Source organism: Nocardiopsis prasina DSM 43845 (assembly GCF_000341265.1).
Lineage (GTDB): Bacteria > Actinomycetota > Actinomycetes > Streptosporangiales > Streptosporangiaceae > Nocardiopsis > Nocardiopsis prasina.
On sequence record NZ_ANAE01000095.1, the window covers coordinates 13,065 to 27,542 of the forward strand.

Annotated in this window: 15 protein-coding genes; 5 read left to right on the forward strand and 10 right to left on the reverse strand. The window is 71.5% G+C overall.

The genetic code is table 11. The features are described 5' to 3' along the window. Positions 1 to 81: 81 nt before the first annotated feature. A complete protein-coding gene (locus D452_RS0107635) occupies positions 82 to 1,332 on the reverse strand; it encodes a sensor histidine kinase (RefSeq protein ID WP_017543563.1) in 1,251 nt (416 codons plus the stop codon). Between the two features lie 282 nt (positions 1,333 to 1,614). Here D452_RS0107635 and D452_RS0107640 point away from each other — a divergent pair, with 282 nt between their 5' ends. Then, positions 1,615 to 3,078 (forward strand): alpha/beta fold hydrolase, encoded by a 1,464-nt coding sequence (locus D452_RS0107640; RefSeq protein WP_017543564.1) that lies wholly within the window; start codon positions 1,615 to 1,617, stop codon positions 3,076 to 3,078. Positions 3,079 to 3,157: 79 nt separating this feature from the next. Here D452_RS0107640 and D452_RS0107645 read toward each other — a convergent pair whose 3' ends face one another. After that, positions 3,158 to 3,463, reverse strand: coding sequence for a hypothetical protein (locus D452_RS0107645; protein ID WP_017543565.1), 306 nt, complete (start codon positions 3,461 to 3,463; stop codon positions 3,158 to 3,160). A gap of 162 nt (positions 3,464 to 3,625) precedes the next feature. On the opposite strand from D452_RS0107645, the gene D452_RS30840 reads away from it, so the two are divergent. The 3 genes from D452_RS30840 (at position 3,626) to D452_RS0107660 (ending at position 5,432) form a co-directional block, all read left to right on the forward strand. Continuing rightward, positions 3,626 to 3,781, forward strand: coding sequence for a hypothetical protein (locus D452_RS30840; protein WP_017543566.1), 156 nt, complete (start codon positions 3,626 to 3,628; stop codon positions 3,779 to 3,781). 278 nt (positions 3,782 to 4,059) lie between these two features. Continuing rightward, positions 4,060 to 4,929: a serine/threonine kinase gene (locus D452_RS0107655; protein WP_083927467.1), complete on the forward strand. Its 870-nt coding sequence runs from the start codon at positions 4,060 to 4,062 to the stop codon at positions 4,927 to 4,929. Between the two features lie 149 nt (positions 4,930 to 5,078). Further along, complete coding sequence (locus tag D452_RS0107660) at positions 5,079 to 5,432, forward strand: hypothetical protein (RefSeq protein WP_051061265.1); 354 nt, start codon at positions 5,079 to 5,081, stop codon at positions 5,430 to 5,432. Between the two features lie 8 nt (positions 5,433 to 5,440). Here D452_RS0107660 and D452_RS0107665 read toward each other — a convergent pair whose 3' ends face one another. Continuing rightward, a complete protein-coding gene (locus D452_RS0107665; protein ID WP_017543568.1) occupies positions 5,441 to 6,400 on the reverse strand; it encodes a threonine ammonia-lyase in 960 nt (319 codons plus the stop codon). A gap of 50 nt (positions 6,401 to 6,450) precedes the next feature. Here D452_RS0107665 and D452_RS0107670 point away from each other — a divergent pair, with 50 nt between their 5' ends. Next, entirely contained in the window at positions 6,451 to 7,044 is a 594-nt protein-coding gene (locus D452_RS0107670; RefSeq protein ID WP_017543569.1) for a flavin reductase family protein, read from the forward strand. An 89-nt stretch (positions 7,045 to 7,133) separates the two neighbouring features. On the opposite strand, the gene D452_RS0107675 is transcribed toward D452_RS0107670, so the two are convergent. From D452_RS0107675 to D452_RS0107705, 7 genes are all read right to left on the reverse strand, one after another. Next, a complete protein-coding gene (locus tag D452_RS0107675; protein WP_017543570.1) occupies positions 7,134 to 7,805 on the reverse strand; it encodes a maleylpyruvate isomerase family mycothiol-dependent enzyme in 672 nt (223 codons plus the stop codon). A gap of 84 nt (positions 7,806 to 7,889) precedes the next feature. Next, on the reverse strand, positions 7,890 to 8,960 hold the full coding sequence (locus D452_RS0107680) for a lytic polysaccharide monooxygenase auxiliary activity family 9 protein (RefSeq protein WP_017543571.1): 1,071 nt from the start codon (positions 8,958 to 8,960) through the stop codon (positions 7,890 to 7,892). A gap of 60 nt (positions 8,961 to 9,020) precedes the next feature. Further along, the gene (locus D452_RS29480) at positions 9,021 to 9,899 is read right to left on the reverse strand and encodes a glycoside hydrolase family 5 protein (RefSeq protein ID WP_239646337.1); all 879 of its coding nucleotides are present in this window, start codon (positions 9,897 to 9,899) and stop codon (positions 9,021 to 9,023) included. Continuing rightward, the gene (locus D452_RS0107690) at positions 9,790 to 11,505 is read right to left on the reverse strand and encodes a glycoside hydrolase family 6 protein (protein WP_017543573.1); all 1,716 of its coding nucleotides are present in this window, start codon (positions 11,503 to 11,505) and stop codon (positions 9,790 to 9,792) included. Before D452_RS0107690 ends, D452_RS29480 begins: the two co-directional genes overlap by 110 nt. A gap of 342 nt (positions 11,506 to 11,847) precedes the next feature. Continuing rightward, complete coding sequence (locus tag D452_RS0107695) at positions 11,848 to 12,669, reverse strand: IclR family transcriptional regulator (protein WP_017543574.1); 822 nt, start codon at positions 12,667 to 12,669, stop codon at positions 11,848 to 11,850. After that, positions 12,666 to 13,505 (reverse strand): carbohydrate ABC transporter permease, encoded by an 840-nt coding sequence (locus tag D452_RS0107700; RefSeq protein WP_017543575.1) that lies wholly within the window; start codon positions 13,503 to 13,505, stop codon positions 12,666 to 12,668. The genes D452_RS0107695 and D452_RS0107700 overlap by 4 nt, the downstream gene beginning before the upstream one ends. Continuing rightward, positions 13,502 to 14,371 (reverse strand): carbohydrate ABC transporter permease, encoded by an 870-nt coding sequence (locus D452_RS0107705; protein WP_017543576.1) that lies wholly within the window; start codon positions 14,369 to 14,371, stop codon positions 13,502 to 13,504. The genes D452_RS0107700 and D452_RS0107705 overlap by 4 nt, the downstream gene beginning before the upstream one ends. Positions 14,372 to 14,478 lie beyond the last annotated feature (107 nt).

The window sequence follows — 14,478 nt, forward strand, 5'->3', positions numbered from 1 at the left end:
ACCTGCGACGAGGGGCCCGGGGTGCGCGACGCCCCCGGGCCCCTCGTCGTTCCCGCGCCGGTCGCGCCCCCGTTCGTTCCGTCAGGCGGGAGCCGACCGTGCGTCCGCCACCGCGGGGAGTTCGGCGGTCAGTCGCCACCCGCCGTAGGGGGTCTCCTCCGAGGTGAGTCGGCCACCCAGGGCGTCCACCCGCTCCCGGAGCCCGGACAGCCCGTATCCGCTCTCGGGCGGCGGCACCAGGTCGCTCGGCGGTTCCGCGTTGGCGACCTCCACCGTCAGGGTCTCCCCGTCCACCCGGACCGACACGGTCACGTCGGCTCCCGCCGCGTGCTTGGCGGCGTTGGTCACCCCCTCCTTCACCACCTGGAAGGCGGCGCGCTGGACGGTGAGCGGGAGGTCGCCCGCCTCGGGGAGCCCGTCCCGGAGTTCGACGGTCATCCCCGCCTCACGCCACTCGTCGAGCAGCTCCCGCACGCGTTCCAGGGTGGGTTGCGGCTGGCCGGGCGCGGGGCCCGAGGGCTGTTGGCGGAGCACGCCGAGGATGTCGCGCAGCTCTCCGAGTGCCTGGCGTCCCGTCCCACGAATGAGCCCCGCGGTCTCCAGGGCCCTCGGATCGCTGGTGGAGACCTCCAGCCCTCCGGCGTGCAGGACGATCAGGCTGACCCGGTGGGCGACCACGTCGTGCATCTCCCTGGCGATGCGGTTGCGTTCGGCGCTCACCGCGCGTTCGGCGAGCAGGTGCCGTTCCCGGTCGAGCCGTTCGGCCCGCTCGGTGAGCCCGTCCACGAGCTGGCGGCGGGTGCCCACGTACAGTCCCAGGGCCAGGATCAGCAGCACGGCCATCACGCCCATGAACACGAACTGGGCCTCGTCCTGGTAGACGACGACCACCACCGCGGCGAAGCACAGCGACCAGGCGACCGGGGCGAGCGGGCTCCGGGCGAAGGCCGCGTAGGAGTAGACGGCCACGAGGGCGGGGACGATGTTGCCGAAACCCAGGAGCAGCAGGAAGGCCAGCACCAGCAACCACAGGGGGCGGGTGCGCCGGACCAGCATGGCCGCCGACGCGCACAGCGCGGGCGCGGCGACGTACAGCAGCCCCGGAAGCTCAGGGCCGTACAGCTCGGACTGGGTCTCGAGGAGAGTATCCGTCCAGGCTCCGGCCAGGCCCCAGCCGTCCAGGGCCTGGATCTGGAACTGGACGGTGAAGAGCAGGGTGCCCAGAGCGTAGAGCCAGTCGGCGGCGGTCCCGCGCCACTCGCGTCGGCTGAGGGGGTCCAGGCCGCGCCAGCGGGCGAGGCAGCGGCTGGGAAGAGGGATCCGGGTGCGCATGAGGGCTGAGTGTAGGCGCCCGTCACCGCGTCCGGGCCGCGTGTCGGTCCGACCAGCCCCATGCACACTCGCCCCCCCACGAAAGTCGGTGACCCGAACCGACCAAGGACACGGCGCGACGGTCTCCACCCGGTACTTGGGAGACCCGTCGGATCATCCGCCAGGGGCATGCCCGGAGGGGGAGGCCGTACGTAGCATTGCGGCGACTCCGAGACACCGGGGCGCCACGTGCTCCGGTCAGCTCATTCCCAGACGCGTCCCCGACTCCGAGTGGAGACCCCCATGCCCCTTGCACGCGGTACGGCCCTGACCGCCCTGTCGGGACTGATGCTCACGACCGGAGCCGTCCCGGCCGGTGCGGTGCCCGCCCCGGAACCGGACTGGCGGCTCTGTTCGGAGGTGGCCGCCGGCTGGGACGAGGACGACGAACGCACCCTGTGCGGGACCGTGACCGTGCCCCTCGACCACGACGACCCCGATGGGCGCACCATCGAGATCGCCGTGACCCGGATCCCCGCCGCCGAGGACAACACCTACCCGGTGCTCTTCAACCCCGGAGGGCCGGGACACCAGGGCGTGACCATGCCCGGACGCATCCTCGACAGTGAGGCGCGGGACCTGGGGCTGCGGCACGACCTCATCGGGTTCGATCCGCGCGGTATCGGCCACAGCGCGGCCCTGGAGTGCGACGACGACTACGTCGCGCCCGATCCCTCGCCCGACCTGAGTGCGGAGCAACGGGCGCGCGCCCTCGCCGAGGAGCACGCCCGGATCAACGCGGAGTGTCACGCCAACGACCCGGAGCTGGTCGACTCCCTGACCGTGGAGAACGTGGCCCGTGACATGGAACTGGTCCGCCAGGCACTGGGCGCGGAGACCATCGGCTACTACGGGGTTTCGTGGGGGTCCCTGCTCGGCGTGACCTACCGTTCCCTGTTCGACGACCGGGTGGAGGCCATGCTCCTGGACTCGGTGGTGTCCCCGGACACCAGCGTGTCCCGACTGGAGGAGGGCCAGGCGGAGGCGGGCGAGGAGGTCTTCCACCGGTTCACCGACTGGGTGGCCGAGCACGACGACGTCTACGGTCTGGGCACGGAGGGCGGGCCGGTGCGGACGCGGGTGCTGGATCTTCGTGACGAACTGGCGGAGGAGCCGCGCACCGCACCCGACGGGACCGTGGTGGACGGCGACGCCGTGACCGCGCTGCTGCCCACGCCCGAGCGCGAGTGGCCCGACAACGCCGCCGCCCTGGTGACCCTGCTGGACGGGGGCCTCCCCGAGCTGGGGCAGCCCCACGCCGAGGGGTTCGGTTGGGACACCGAGACCGACGGTGGCACCTTCTTCGCCCAGATGGCGCTGCTGTGCAACGACTCCGAGAGCCCGCGTGACTTCGACCAGGTGTGGCAGAACCGGACCGAACGGGCCGAGCGCCTGCCCGCCATGGGCACTCTGGGCTTCTACGAGCACCTGTGCGTGGGCTGGCCCTCAGCGGGTCTGGCGCCGGAGCTGAGCCGGGGTGAGAGCCCGCTCCAGCTGGTGGGCCACACCCGCGAGATGGTCACGCCCCACCGCTGGGCCCTGGACATGAGTGAGGTCGTCGGCGGTCGGGTCCTGAGCGTGGAGGACGACGGCCACGGCACACTGTCCGACCTGCCCTGCGCCGAGACGGCGGTGGAGTTCTTCGAGACCCGTGAGGCGGTCACCGACACCTGCCCGGGTACGACCCCGCCCACTCCCCGGGGTTGAGCGAACGGCCCGGGTGCCCTCCCGCCACTCGGGAGGGCACCGGGGTCCCCCTGGGGGCGCGGGTCAGCTGAGGGCGCGGTCAGCCGGGGTCGAGGTCGCTCAGTGCCCGTTCCCAGCGGCGGCGTCTGTCGTCGACGGTCAGTTCCCACCAGGGGGTGCCCCTCTCCCCCAGGCCCTCCTTGGCGCGCCGCACGTTCGCCCGAGCCTCCCGCTCCGCCTCCGCGTCACGCGCCCGCAGGGCCGAGGCCACGTCCCGGCGCGCCGCCATCAGGTGATCGACCAGGCGCTGGCGCACCGGCGCGGGGAGCTCCGGGTCGCTGGCCCGCCACTTTCGTCCCCGGACGACGACGTAGCGGCCGTCCGGGGTGGGTTCGGCGTCCGACATGGTCGGGAGCCTGCCCCGGCCCCGTCCGCGCCACACCGGACGGTCCGGGCGGCGGAGCCCGCGACGGGATATGACGCAGTTCACTCAAGCTTACACTGGGTCTTAAAGTTAACGCCTATTACGGTTGGAGGCGTCGGCGACCTCGAACCCCCGGAGCTCCCCATGATCGACGCCACCTCGTTCGGCACCGCCCTGACCACGCTGGCGGTCATCGCGACACTGGTGATCGCCTTCGGCCTGGCCGTCCTGTCCGACATGGCCATGCGCCGCCGCGAGGACCGCGCGGCCGCTCCGGACCGGCGCGCCACCGAGGACTGACGCGACGCCGAGCCGTCCGCTCGGCGATCGCCGCCGGCGTCCCACCCTTCGCCTGCGCGGCGCTCCGGAACGGACGCACCTGGTGAACGCTCTGTGAGCGCTCTCCGCCGCTCTCGATGATCCGCCCCTACTCTGTGCCCCGTTAGGGTGGCTTTCGCCGCATGGTGCGGCACGGTGATCGGCGCCCGCTCCGCCCTCACGGATCCTGAGACGGAGCCCGTATGACCCATCCCCCATCCGTGCCCGGGGCTGTCCCGGGGCGGAGGAGACTCTCCCCGTTGGCCAGGATCGGCCTGGGGTGCGGCGGCTGCGCGACCCTGGCCTTCCTCGGCTTCGTCGCGCTGGTCGTCCTCGCGCTGATCCTGCCTCCGACGGCCGAGGAACCCGCGTCCGCTTCCCCCGCGGAGGAGACCGTCCTCGAACTGGTGGGGCTCGACCTGCCGGACGCCGAGGAAGAGCTGGACGAGGCCGGTCTGGACCTCGACGACCTGGTTCTGGGAGCGCTCTCCGAGGACGCGCCGTGGACGCGCTCGGCGATGGTCGTGTGCGACCAGGAACTCACCGAGGACACCGCGGTGCTGACCGTGGTGCCCGCGGGAGCGGACTGCCCCGATGACGACACCACCGAGGAGTGGCCCAGGCTCCCCGACTTCGCCGACGAAAGGGTCGGCGAGGCCCAGGAGTGGATTGAGGGCGCGGGCCTGACCATGGTGGTCGAGAGCGCCTTCGGGGACGTGGACGCCCCGGACGCGGCGGACGCCGGCGGGCACACCGTCTGCGGACAGGAGCCCGAGGGGGAGGGCGCCACCGCACCGTTCTCCGACACCCTCGAGGTGGAGCTCTACGTGGTCTCCGCCGACCTCGACTGCCCCGGGGAGATCGGCGACCCCAGCCCCACCCCGGAACCCGAACCCGAACCCGAACCTGAGCCCGAACCTGAGCCTGCTCCGGAACCCGCACCGGCGCCCGAACCCGCGCCCGCACCAGCGCCCGATCCGGAGCCCGCACCGGAACCGGCCCCGGTCCAGGGCGTGCATCCCGGCGCCTTCTGCTCGCAGCACTGGCAGTACGGCCGCACCAACAACGGCACGCTCATGCAGTGCACGACCACGGCGGAGGACTCGCGCTACCGCTGGCGCGCCGCCTGAGGACTGCGTGTGAGGGACCAGGTGAGAGGCTTTTCCGCGTCAGCCTCTCACTTGGGCCCCACCCCGCTCCGGCGTGGCTAGGGTGATCACGCGTCCGACGCTCGTCGACGGTCGCGTCCGCCCCCCGACAGCCCCAGCTTGGAGTCCCCGTGCGTTACGCAGGTCCAATCCCGCACCGTGTGGTCCGGCCCTTCAACCAGTGTGTACTGGCACTGCGTTCCTCACCCCGCTGGGGGCGGCCGCTGCGCCGACACCTGACGGTGGTCACCTACACGGGACGGCGGTCCGGGCGGGAGTTCTCCACCCCGGTCGCCTATCGGCTCAGCGGATCGACGGTGACCGTCCCCGTCGCCATCCCCGAACGCAAGAAGTGGTGGCGCAACTTCACCGGTGAGGGCGGCCCCCTGTCCCTGGAGCTGCCCGAAGGGGTGCGCACCGGGCACGCGGTGGCCAGTACGGACCAGCGGGGCCGGGTCACCGTCACCGTGCGTCTGGACGACTGAGCCCGGGCTCAACCCACGGCGGTCAGCCGAGTGAACAGGGCGGGGTCGACGTTGCCGCCCGAGACCACCGCGACCGTGGCCTCCGGCCGCCCCGGCACCGTCTCCACCTTTCCCGCCAGGACCGCCGCCGTGGCCAGGGCACCGCTGGGTTCGGCGACCAGCCGGGCCCCGTGGGCGAGCGCGGACACCGCTCCGGCGATCTCGTCCTCGGAGACGGTGACGATCTCGTCCAACCGGGCCGCCAGGTGGGCGAAGGTGCGTTCGGACAGGCCGACGCGCACCCCGTCGGCCATGGTCCGGTGGGTGCGCTCCGGTTCCCAGGCGACCAGACGTCCCTCGCGCAGGCTCTCGGCGGCGTCGGCGGCCAACTCGGGTTCGACGCCCACGACGCGCACCCGGCGGGGGTGCACCGTCCAGGCCGCCGTGGCCACCCCGGACGCCAGCCCTCCCCCACCCACCGGCACCACGATGGTGGTGACCTCGGGTGACTGTTCCAGGATCTCCAGACCCACGGTGCCCTGCCCGGCGATCACCCGGGGGTCGTCGAAGGGCGGGACCAGCGCGAGGAGTTCGCGATCCCGGAGCTCGATGGCGGCGGCCAGGCGTTCAGCGGGCGGGACGGTCACCACACGCGCTCCGTACCCGCGTATCCGGTCCACCTTGACCTCCGGGGCGCCCTCCGGCACCACGACGGTGCAGGGCACCCGCTGCCGGGCGGCGGCGAGGGCCAGCGCGAGGCCGTGGTTGCCCGAGGAGTGCGTGACCACTCCATGTTCGCGCTGGACCGGGGTGAGCTGGGCGACGGCGTTGGTGGCGCCGCGCAGTTTGAAGGCGCCGGTGGGTTGCAGGCTCTCCGGTTTGAGGAGGAGGTCCGTCCCGTGGGGCCCTGCGGTGAGGGGTGTTCGAACCACGTGTCCCTGAACCCGGGTGGCGGCGGCGCGGACGTCGTCGGCGGTGACCAGTTCCATTCGGTGGGTATGCCCGCGTCCACCACCCGCACACGGGATACTCGTTGGTGATGCGTACCGAATACACCCCCGTCGCCCTGCCCGGCCGGGACTTCTACAAGCTGATGTCGTCCGTGGTCCTGCCGCGCCCGATCGCGTGGGTCTCCACCACCTCCGAGTCCGGCGTGGACAACCTCGCGCCGCACTCCTTCTTCACGATCTCCTGCACGGAACCGCCGATCGTGCAGTTCACCTCGGTGGGCCGCAAGGACTCCCTGCGCAACGCCGAGGCCACCGGGGAGTTCGTGGTCAACCTGGCCACCGAACCGCTCCAGGAGCAGATCAACGCGTCCGCGACGGACTACCCGCCGCACCTGAGCGAGTTCGACGAGCTGGGGATCGAGCGGGAGGCGAGCACCACGGTGCGGCCGCCCCGGGTCGCGGCGTCGCCGGTGGCGTTGGAGTGCGCCCTGCACTCGACCCTGCGCCTGGGTGACTCCACGGTGGTGTTCGGCCGGGTCCGGACCGTGGCCGTGGACGAGTCCGTCCTGGTGGACGGCCTCCCGGAGGTCACCCTGCTGCGCCCGATGGCCCGGCTCGGGCGCAACGAGTGGTCCACCCTGGGTGAGGTGCGCGCCATCGACCGCATCCCCTACACCCCCTGAACCGCTGACCAGACCGTCACCGAGCGCCCGACCGGCGAGGGAACGCCCGCGCCTCCGCCCGCACCGGGTCTCTCACCTCTGAGGACCGGTCAGACGGTCAGGTCGGCCTCGGGGGCGGGCAGGGTGGGCAGGAACGGAGCCACCCCGGCCGGGTCGCCGCCGGTCCAGTCCATGGCCGTGATCTGACGGACGCTGCGGCGCCCGGTGACCGCCCGGGCCAGCTCGTAGGCGGTGCCGCTCAGGGTGAGGACGCCGCCCTCGCCGAGGTCCCACTTCTGACCGGTGTCAGTGGCGACCACCCGCAGGGCGGGACCCTCGGTGGGCCAGGCCTTCGCCAGTCCGCCGAGCGGGAAGTCCGCGAGCTGGTCGGCGTCCTCGGTCTGGGCGGCCAGTCCGAGGGCGCCCCGCAGATCGTTCTCGTGGTGCCACAGGTCCAGGGCGAGCAGGCTGTAACGCCTGCGCTTGCTGGTCCTCAGCAGCTCCAGCAAGGCGGGGGCCTCCTCGCGCCACTGGTCGGCGACGGAGCCGATGTTCAGGTGGGCGCGGTCGGCGACCTGGCGCGCCGTGACCTCGTCACTGACCGGTGGCGTGACGTCGCCCCGTACCACGTCCGCGCCGAGTCCGGCGAGGTGGGCGTACACCTGCTGGACGGTCCAGTCCGGGCAGGCGGGGACGACGGTGGCGAGCTGGTCCTGATCGAGGTCGGCGGCCAGGTCGAGGAGGCGGTCCTGGCAGTTCTGGTAGATACGCGCGGAGTCCATCGGCCCAGGTTACCTAACACCGTTAGGGACCAGGGGGCCGGTCCCGGAGCACGACGCCCCGGGACCGGTCCGACGTGTCACCGGTCAGGGCCGCTGACACTCCACGCCGGGCAGGATGTTGGCTCCCTCGAAGGTCGCGGTGAACCCGAAGGAGGTGGAGTCACCGGCGGCGAGCGTACCGTTGTGTGCCACGTTGGAGGCCTCGAAGTGCGCGCCGTGGTTGACGAGCGAGGCGTTCCAGACGTTGGTGATCTCCTGGCGGTTGGCGAACACCCAGTCCACCATCCACCCGGTCACGCCGTCCTCCCCCGCGGTGACCTCGACCTCCGCCTGGAAGCCGTCGCTCCACGCGTTGGTGACCCTGTAATCCGCCGTGCAGTAGTCCTGCGCGGGCGGGTCCGTGGGCTCGGTGACGGGCGGGTCCGTGGGCTCGGGGTCCGTGGGCTCGGGGTCCGCAGGGTCCGGACCCGGCCCCGGGTCGGTCCCCGGGTCGTCGCCGAAGACGACGTCGGAGCAGTTGTAGAAGGCCTCAGGGCTGTCGGAGCGCTCCCAGACCGAGTAGACGAGGTGGCGCCCCTCGCGGTCGGGAAGGTCCACGTCCCAGTAGTACTCGGCACCCGCCTCTCCCCCGCTGCGCAGCGGGGGGTCGACGACCTCGTCGACCAGTTCCAGGTCGTCCCAGGTCAGCGGCGAGTTCGGGTTCCAGCCGTCCACCGTGACGTAGGTGAAGAAGGTCCCCGGGTGGGGCGCCCACGCGTTGTGGTGGAACTCCACCGTGGTGTTCGGCTCCAACTGGGTGGACGGCCAGTCGGTGCGGGCCGCGTTGAAGGCGGCGAACTGCTCGGTCGGACCGCACAGCTCCCCGTCAGCCACGAACTCCTCGTGCTGGCCAGCGGAGTTACTGATCAGGTTGCCGAACCAGTTCCAGAAGGCGTAGTCGCCGCCCTCGGCGAGGGCGTCGGCACAGGCGGCGTTGACGGGCTGGAGGGCGCCCCCGGAACTGCCGCCGGTGGCGTCCTGGAAGCAGGCGTAGGTGCGTGAGGCGGGATAGGTGAAGGCCCCGTGGGCCTCGGCCGGTTCGGGTGCGGCGACGACGGCGTAGCCGATGGCCAGGCCTCCGAGCGCCACCGCGGCGATGGTCTGACGTGACCGCATAGGTCACTCCTCGTGTGTGTTGGGGGAACCCGGCCACGCGGGGTACGCGGCCGGGGGCTTTCACGTACGTGCGCGCGGGTCGAACCGCTCCGCGCCGTACACGGGAGCCCGGACCGAGGTCTGGGCGATGCCGTCGGGCCCGTGGAAGATCCGTTCGCCCCAGGGGGTCAGGGAGTCGGCGTCGAAGTCCTCGACCATGTCCAGGTAGGCGACCTCGTCGCTGTTCCCGCTCCAGGACCAGCCGATGTACCCCAGGCCGAGCCGTTCGGCGTGGCGCATGATGGCGTCCTCGTCCGGGTCACCGTCACTGTGGTCGAACCCGAACTCACCGACGACGAGGGGCAGGCCGCGGTCGGTGAAGTACTCCAGGTAGTCGACGATCACCGACTCCTGTTCGTACACGCCGTACATGTGGATGGAGAACACGGTGTTGGCGTGGGGGTCGGCGTCGAAGACGCCCTGGGCGCCGTCGCGCATGGTGTGCGTCCAGTCCTGCCCCCAGTTCGGGGCGTCGACGACCAGCGTGTGGTCGAAGCCCGCCGCGCGCAGGCGCTGGATCGCCTCCGAGGTGGCGGAGGCCCAGGACGTGTTGGTCGCCTCGTCGTTGCCGAAGGGCTCGTTGCCGATGTTGACCAGGACGTGGTCCTCCTCACCGGCGACCGCGTCCTGGATGCGCAGCCAGTAGTCGACGGCCTGGTCCAGCGTCGCGGCCTCGGGTTCCTCACCGTAGCCGGTGGTGTCGTGCACCTCCAGCATGCAGATCAGACGGTTCTCCTTGCAGTCGGCGACGATCGCGGCGACGTCGTCGGCGTCGTTCTCCTGCCAGCGGTCACCGCTGCTGAGGACCACGCGGACGGTGTTGGCGCCCAGCGAACCGATGTCCGCCAGGGCTCCGGTCTCGTGGGTGAACCAGGTGTGCGGGTGGCTGACCCCGCGGATGACGAAGTCGTTGCCCGCGGCGTCGACGAGGCGCCCGTCGCTGACCCGGAACCCGGTCTCGGCGTGCGCGGGGATCGTGTGGGCGAACAGCGCGGCCACGAGTGCGAGGGCCGTGGCGAGGGCGAGTGTCAGGTGTTGCTTCACGGGGGCTCCGTTCGGGAGGGGTGGCCCTGCCGGGCGCCCGCCGCCGGGGGACAGCGGCGGGGGGGCGCGNGTGCGCGTTGGCCAGCAGCTCCTGGAACTGCTCGGAGAACCAGTGGCCGGAGACGGGCGCGTCGGGCAGGGCGCCGCTCATGTTGTGGTTGTTGCGGGGGTTCCCCTCATAGGTGGGGTCGCACATCCGGTCGAACCCCTTGCCCTCGTCGTTGGGGATCTCGGTGCTGGAGCCGTCGGACTCACCCGGGGGCTTCATCCACACGTAGGCGTCGATTCCCGGCTCGGGCGCGGTGGTGGGCCGCTCGCCCAGACCGGCGCCGGCCTGGTTGCACCAGTTCCCGTACTGGATGCGGCGGTCGAAGCGGCCGCCGTCGACGTAGGCGTTCACGTCGGTGGTGGGTCCGGCGCTGGTGGGCCGGTCGGCACCGCCCCAGCCGTTGCGGGAGGTGTCGATGAGCATCCCGATGCCCGGGTCGAACCCCTGGGAGACCAGCTCGGCACGCAGGGCCTGGGCGAAGGAGAGCTCGTCGACGTAGTTGTTCCAGTCCACCCAGCTGGACTGGCGCACCGGGGTCCCGTTGATGGTCTCACCGATCGCGAAGTGCTCCTCCTTCAGAGCCGAGTAGTTGGCGGTGTTGGAGATGAAGCCGTGCACGTCGTCGGGGGTGGCCCCGTTGGCGTTGGCGGCCTCGTGGAACAGGGCCGCGGAGGGTGCGAAGTTGTCCTCCCAGCCGATCCAGCCGTGGTGGCCGGCGTCCACGTAGTTGTAGACGTTCTCGATCGCGCCGAGCTGGGCCAGCGCGTAGCCGACGCCGTTGACGTAGTTGCCGTTGGCCAGCATGACGTCGCACTCGGGGGTGGCGGTGTTGCGGGGGGACACATTGGTAATCAGATTGGGCAGCGAGTCGATCTCGATCGTGGTGACGATCCGCAGGGAGGTGTCCTCGTAGTCGCCCAGGATGTCCGCGATCGGGTCGATGTACTCGGACTCGTAGCGGTCGATCTCGTCGGGCCCGAGCTCGCCGTTGGAGGCCAGGGCCGCGCAGTCGCGTCCCGGCAGGTTGTAGACGACCAGCTGGAAGACCAGCGGCTCTCCGGCGGCCTGCTCGACGGCCTCGTCGAGGTGGTCGCGCAGGCCCATGTCACCGGTGGTGGGGCTGTCGTTGCCCTCGATGGCGCTGATCTGGTCCATCCAGACGCCGGTGGGCTCGTCCGCGACGGCCTCGCCGCCGGGCTCAGCGGCGGCGTTGGCGGACCAGATCGGGTTCACGTAGACGTCGGCGCCCACGTACGGGTTGTCCACCCGTTCGTTGGCGGCGGACGCTCCGTCGGTGGTAGCGGTCGCGGGGGCGGCGGTCAGCGCGGTGGTCACGCCCAGCAGGAGGGCGGAGGCCGTGGCGAGCGCACGCCGCGACCTGGTCGGGTGTGCGTGGGAAGGGAGTCTGCTCATCTTCGTTTCCTCGCGTAGGGGGGGTGCCAAGGAGAGTGAGCTTGCGAAGGGCGTCGCACGGGGCCCGGAGAGGCCGGGAGGGGCGACGCGGTGCGCGGACTCGGCCGGGTGGGAACTCCCGCCGCCGGGTCGTGCACCTGTCGGTCGTGGTGCGGTCCGGACTGCGAGCGCGGGCCGCCACCCGGATTCGGGAGCGCTCCCATGCTTCGCTTTCCGGAAAGTTAACACCATTGAAAACTCGCTGCAATGGGTGACGGACAGAAAACTCTGCGGAGCTTTGGCCCGATCGCGGAAGCCGCTGGTCTACCCGATCACCCGGGAATGGTCCGGGTCCCTGTCGGCCTACGACGCCCCGTGGCCTGCGCCCGGGGCGTCCGCGGGACGCCCGCCCAGCTGCGCGGACACCCGTGCCGCCACGGCGGCGACCTCCGGGCCGAGCCTGCGCACCCGCGCCACGGGCAACTGGCTGACCAGCGAGGACACACTGATCGCCGCCACGGGGTCGCGGTTGTGGTCGAAGACCGGAGCGGCCACGCACCGCACCTCGGGTTCGTTCTCGCGGTCGTCGATCGCGTACCCCCGCTCCCGCACCCTCCGCAGCTCCTCGGCCAGGACCCGGGGGTCGGTGACCGTTCGCGTGGTGACGGCGGGCAGACCCCGCGCCACCACGTCGGCCACCAGGTCGTCCGGGCTGAACGCCAGGATCGCCCGCCCCACCGCCGTGCGGTAGGCGGGCATCCGGGCGCCGATCCGCGAGGCCATCCGCACCGTCGAGGCGTTCTCGACCTTGTCCACGTAGACGACGTCGTGCCCGTCAAGCAAGACCAGGTGACAGGTGTGGCCGGTGTGGCGCATCAGGCCGCGCAGGTGCTCCGACGCGACCGAGCGCAGATCCATGTGGTCCAGATAGGACTGCCACAGCAGCAGCGCGGCCGTGCCCACGCGGAACCGACCCGTGCGCGCGTCCCGGGTGAGCAGGCCGTACTCCACCAGCGGGACGGACAACCGCAGCACGGTGCTCTTGTTCACGCCCAGACCCTCGGCGAGCTCGGTCAGGGTGGTGCCGCCGCGCTCGGGCGGGGTGGAGCGGACCTGCTCCACCACCGCCAGAGCGCGGCGCAGCGACGCCGAGGCGTTGCGGCGGGGTTCGGACTCCGGACTCACCCCTTGACCGCCCCGCCCAGTCCGTTGGCCAGCCGGTGCTGCACGAACAGGAAGAACACCAGGACGGGGAGGGTCATCAGGACCGAGCCCGCCATGATCCCGCCCCAGTCGTTCTCGTCCGGCTTGAACAGGGACAGCAGGGCGATGGGCAGGGTCTGGTTCTCCTGGGCGGAGATGATGAAGGTGCGGGCGAACAGGAAGTCGTTCCAGGTCATGATGAACGAGAAGATACTGCACGCCACCACGCCGGGGGCGACCAGGGGGAACAGCACCCGGGTGACGAAGGTCAGGCTGCCCGCGCCGTCCAGCCAGGCCGCCTCCTCCAGCTCCTTCGGCACCGCCGCCACGAAGCTGCGCAGCATCCACACGGCCAGCGGGATGGCGAACGCCGTGTGCACGAGCATGAGCGAACCCAGCTGGTTCAGCCCGATCCCGGGAATGCTGTACCCCAGGGTGCGCATGAGGAAGAACAGCGGGATGGTCAGCGCCTCCACCGGCACCATCTGCGCGGTCAGCACCATGATGAGCAGGGTGGTGCGCAGCCGGAAGCGGTAACGGGTGAGTGCCACCGCCGCCAGGAAGGCGCACAGGGTGGAGACGGTCACGACCACGACCGCCACCAGCACGCTGTTCAGCAGGTACTGACCGAACCCGTCGATCAGCAGGACCCTGCGGAACGACTCCAGGGTGGGTTCGAGCGTGTAGGGGGCGGGGTCCCCGGCCTCCAGGGCCGCCCGGGGCTTGAGCGCCGAGAGCAGCATCCAGTACAGCGGCAGGGCGACGACCAGCGCCACCAGCAGCCCGGCGACGTCGTTCCTGAGTCTGCGGAGCGTCACAGTACCTCCCCTTGGCGGCGCAGGGCGCGCAGGTACACGAGGGTGATCAGCAGCAGGAGCAGGGTGGTGATCACGCCGATCGCCGATCCCAGGCCGTACTGCCCGGAGGCGAACGCCTTCTGGTACGCGTACACGTTGAGGACCAGGTTCTGCCCGGCGATCCCGCCGCCACCGGTCATGATGTAGATCTGCGTGAAGATCTTGAAGTCCCAGATGATGGACTGGATGGTGACGATGGTGACGGCCGGGCGCAGCATCGGCAGCATCACCGACCACGCGATCCGGGACGTGGAGGCGCCGTCCAGCCGGGCGGCCTCCACCACCTCCTCGGGGATGGCCCTGATCCCGGCGTAGAGCGTGACCATGACGAACGGGAACGAGCACCAGACCACCTGGGCGCCGACCAGCGCGAAGGCGGACCACTTGTCGTAGGTCCAGGAGTGCCCGGAGAAGTCACCGAACCCCAGCCAGGTCAGCGCCTGGTTCACCGGACCCAGGGTGGGGTCGAACAGGTGCAGCCACACGGCGCTGCCGGTGACGGCGGGGGTGGCCCAGGCGCCCAGCGCGGCGAGGAAGAGCACGGTGCGCACCCAGGGGGTCAGGCGGGTGGCCAGCACGGCGAGGGAACCGCCCACGGCGAGGGTGCCGAGCACACAGGCAGCGGCGAAACCGACCGTGTTGAGCAGGACCTCCCAGAACTGGGGGTCCGAGAGCAGCGTCCGGTAGTTGGCCCAGCCGACGAACTCCAGGGGTTCGGCGCCGGTGACCTGGGGCTGGCGGTAGTCGAAGAACGACACCAGGACCAGCTGGTAGAGCGGGTAGACCAGCATGACGCCCAGTACCAGCGCGGCCGGTACCAGGTACATCCAGGGTTCGATCCGGCGGCTCCGGGAGCCCGGGGGTCGACCGGTGGGGCGCCGTGGCGGGGAGGTCGTGGGGGCGGGGGTCGGGGGGGCGGGGGTCGGGGGTCGGG

Coding starts and splice junctions, on each gene's coding strand:
- D452_RS0107635 (WP_017543563.1), bottom strand. CDS start 1,332: ATGCGCACCCGGATCCCTCTTCCCAGCCGCTGCCTCGCCCGCTGGCGC.
- D452_RS0107640 (WP_017543564.1), top strand. CDS start 1,615: ATGCCCCTTGCACGCGGTACGGCCCTGACCGCCCTGTCGGGACTGATG.
- D452_RS0107645 (WP_017543565.1), bottom strand. CDS start 3,463: ATGTCGGACGCCGAACCCACCCCGGACGGCCGCTACGTCGTCGTCCGG.
- D452_RS30840 (WP_017543566.1), top strand. CDS start 3,626: ATGATCGACGCCACCTCGTTCGGCACCGCCCTGACCACGCTGGCGGTC.
- D452_RS0107665 (WP_017543568.1), bottom strand. CDS start 6,400: ATGGAACTGGTCACCGCCGACGACGTCCGCGCCGCCGCCACCCGGGTT.
- D452_RS0107670 (WP_017543569.1), top strand. CDS start 6,451: ATGCGTACCGAATACACCCCCGTCGCCCTGCCCGGCCGGGACTTCTAC.
- D452_RS0107675 (WP_017543570.1), bottom strand. CDS start 7,805: ATGGACTCCGCGCGTATCTACCAGAACTGCCAGGACCGCCTCCTCGAC.
- D452_RS0107680 (WP_017543571.1), bottom strand. CDS start 8,960: ATGCGGTCACGTCAGACCATCGCCGCGGTGGCGCTCGGAGGCCTGGCC.
- D452_RS0107705 (WP_017543576.1), bottom strand. CDS start 14,371: ATGTACCTGGTACCGGCCGCGCTGGTACTGGGCGTCATGCTGGTCTAC.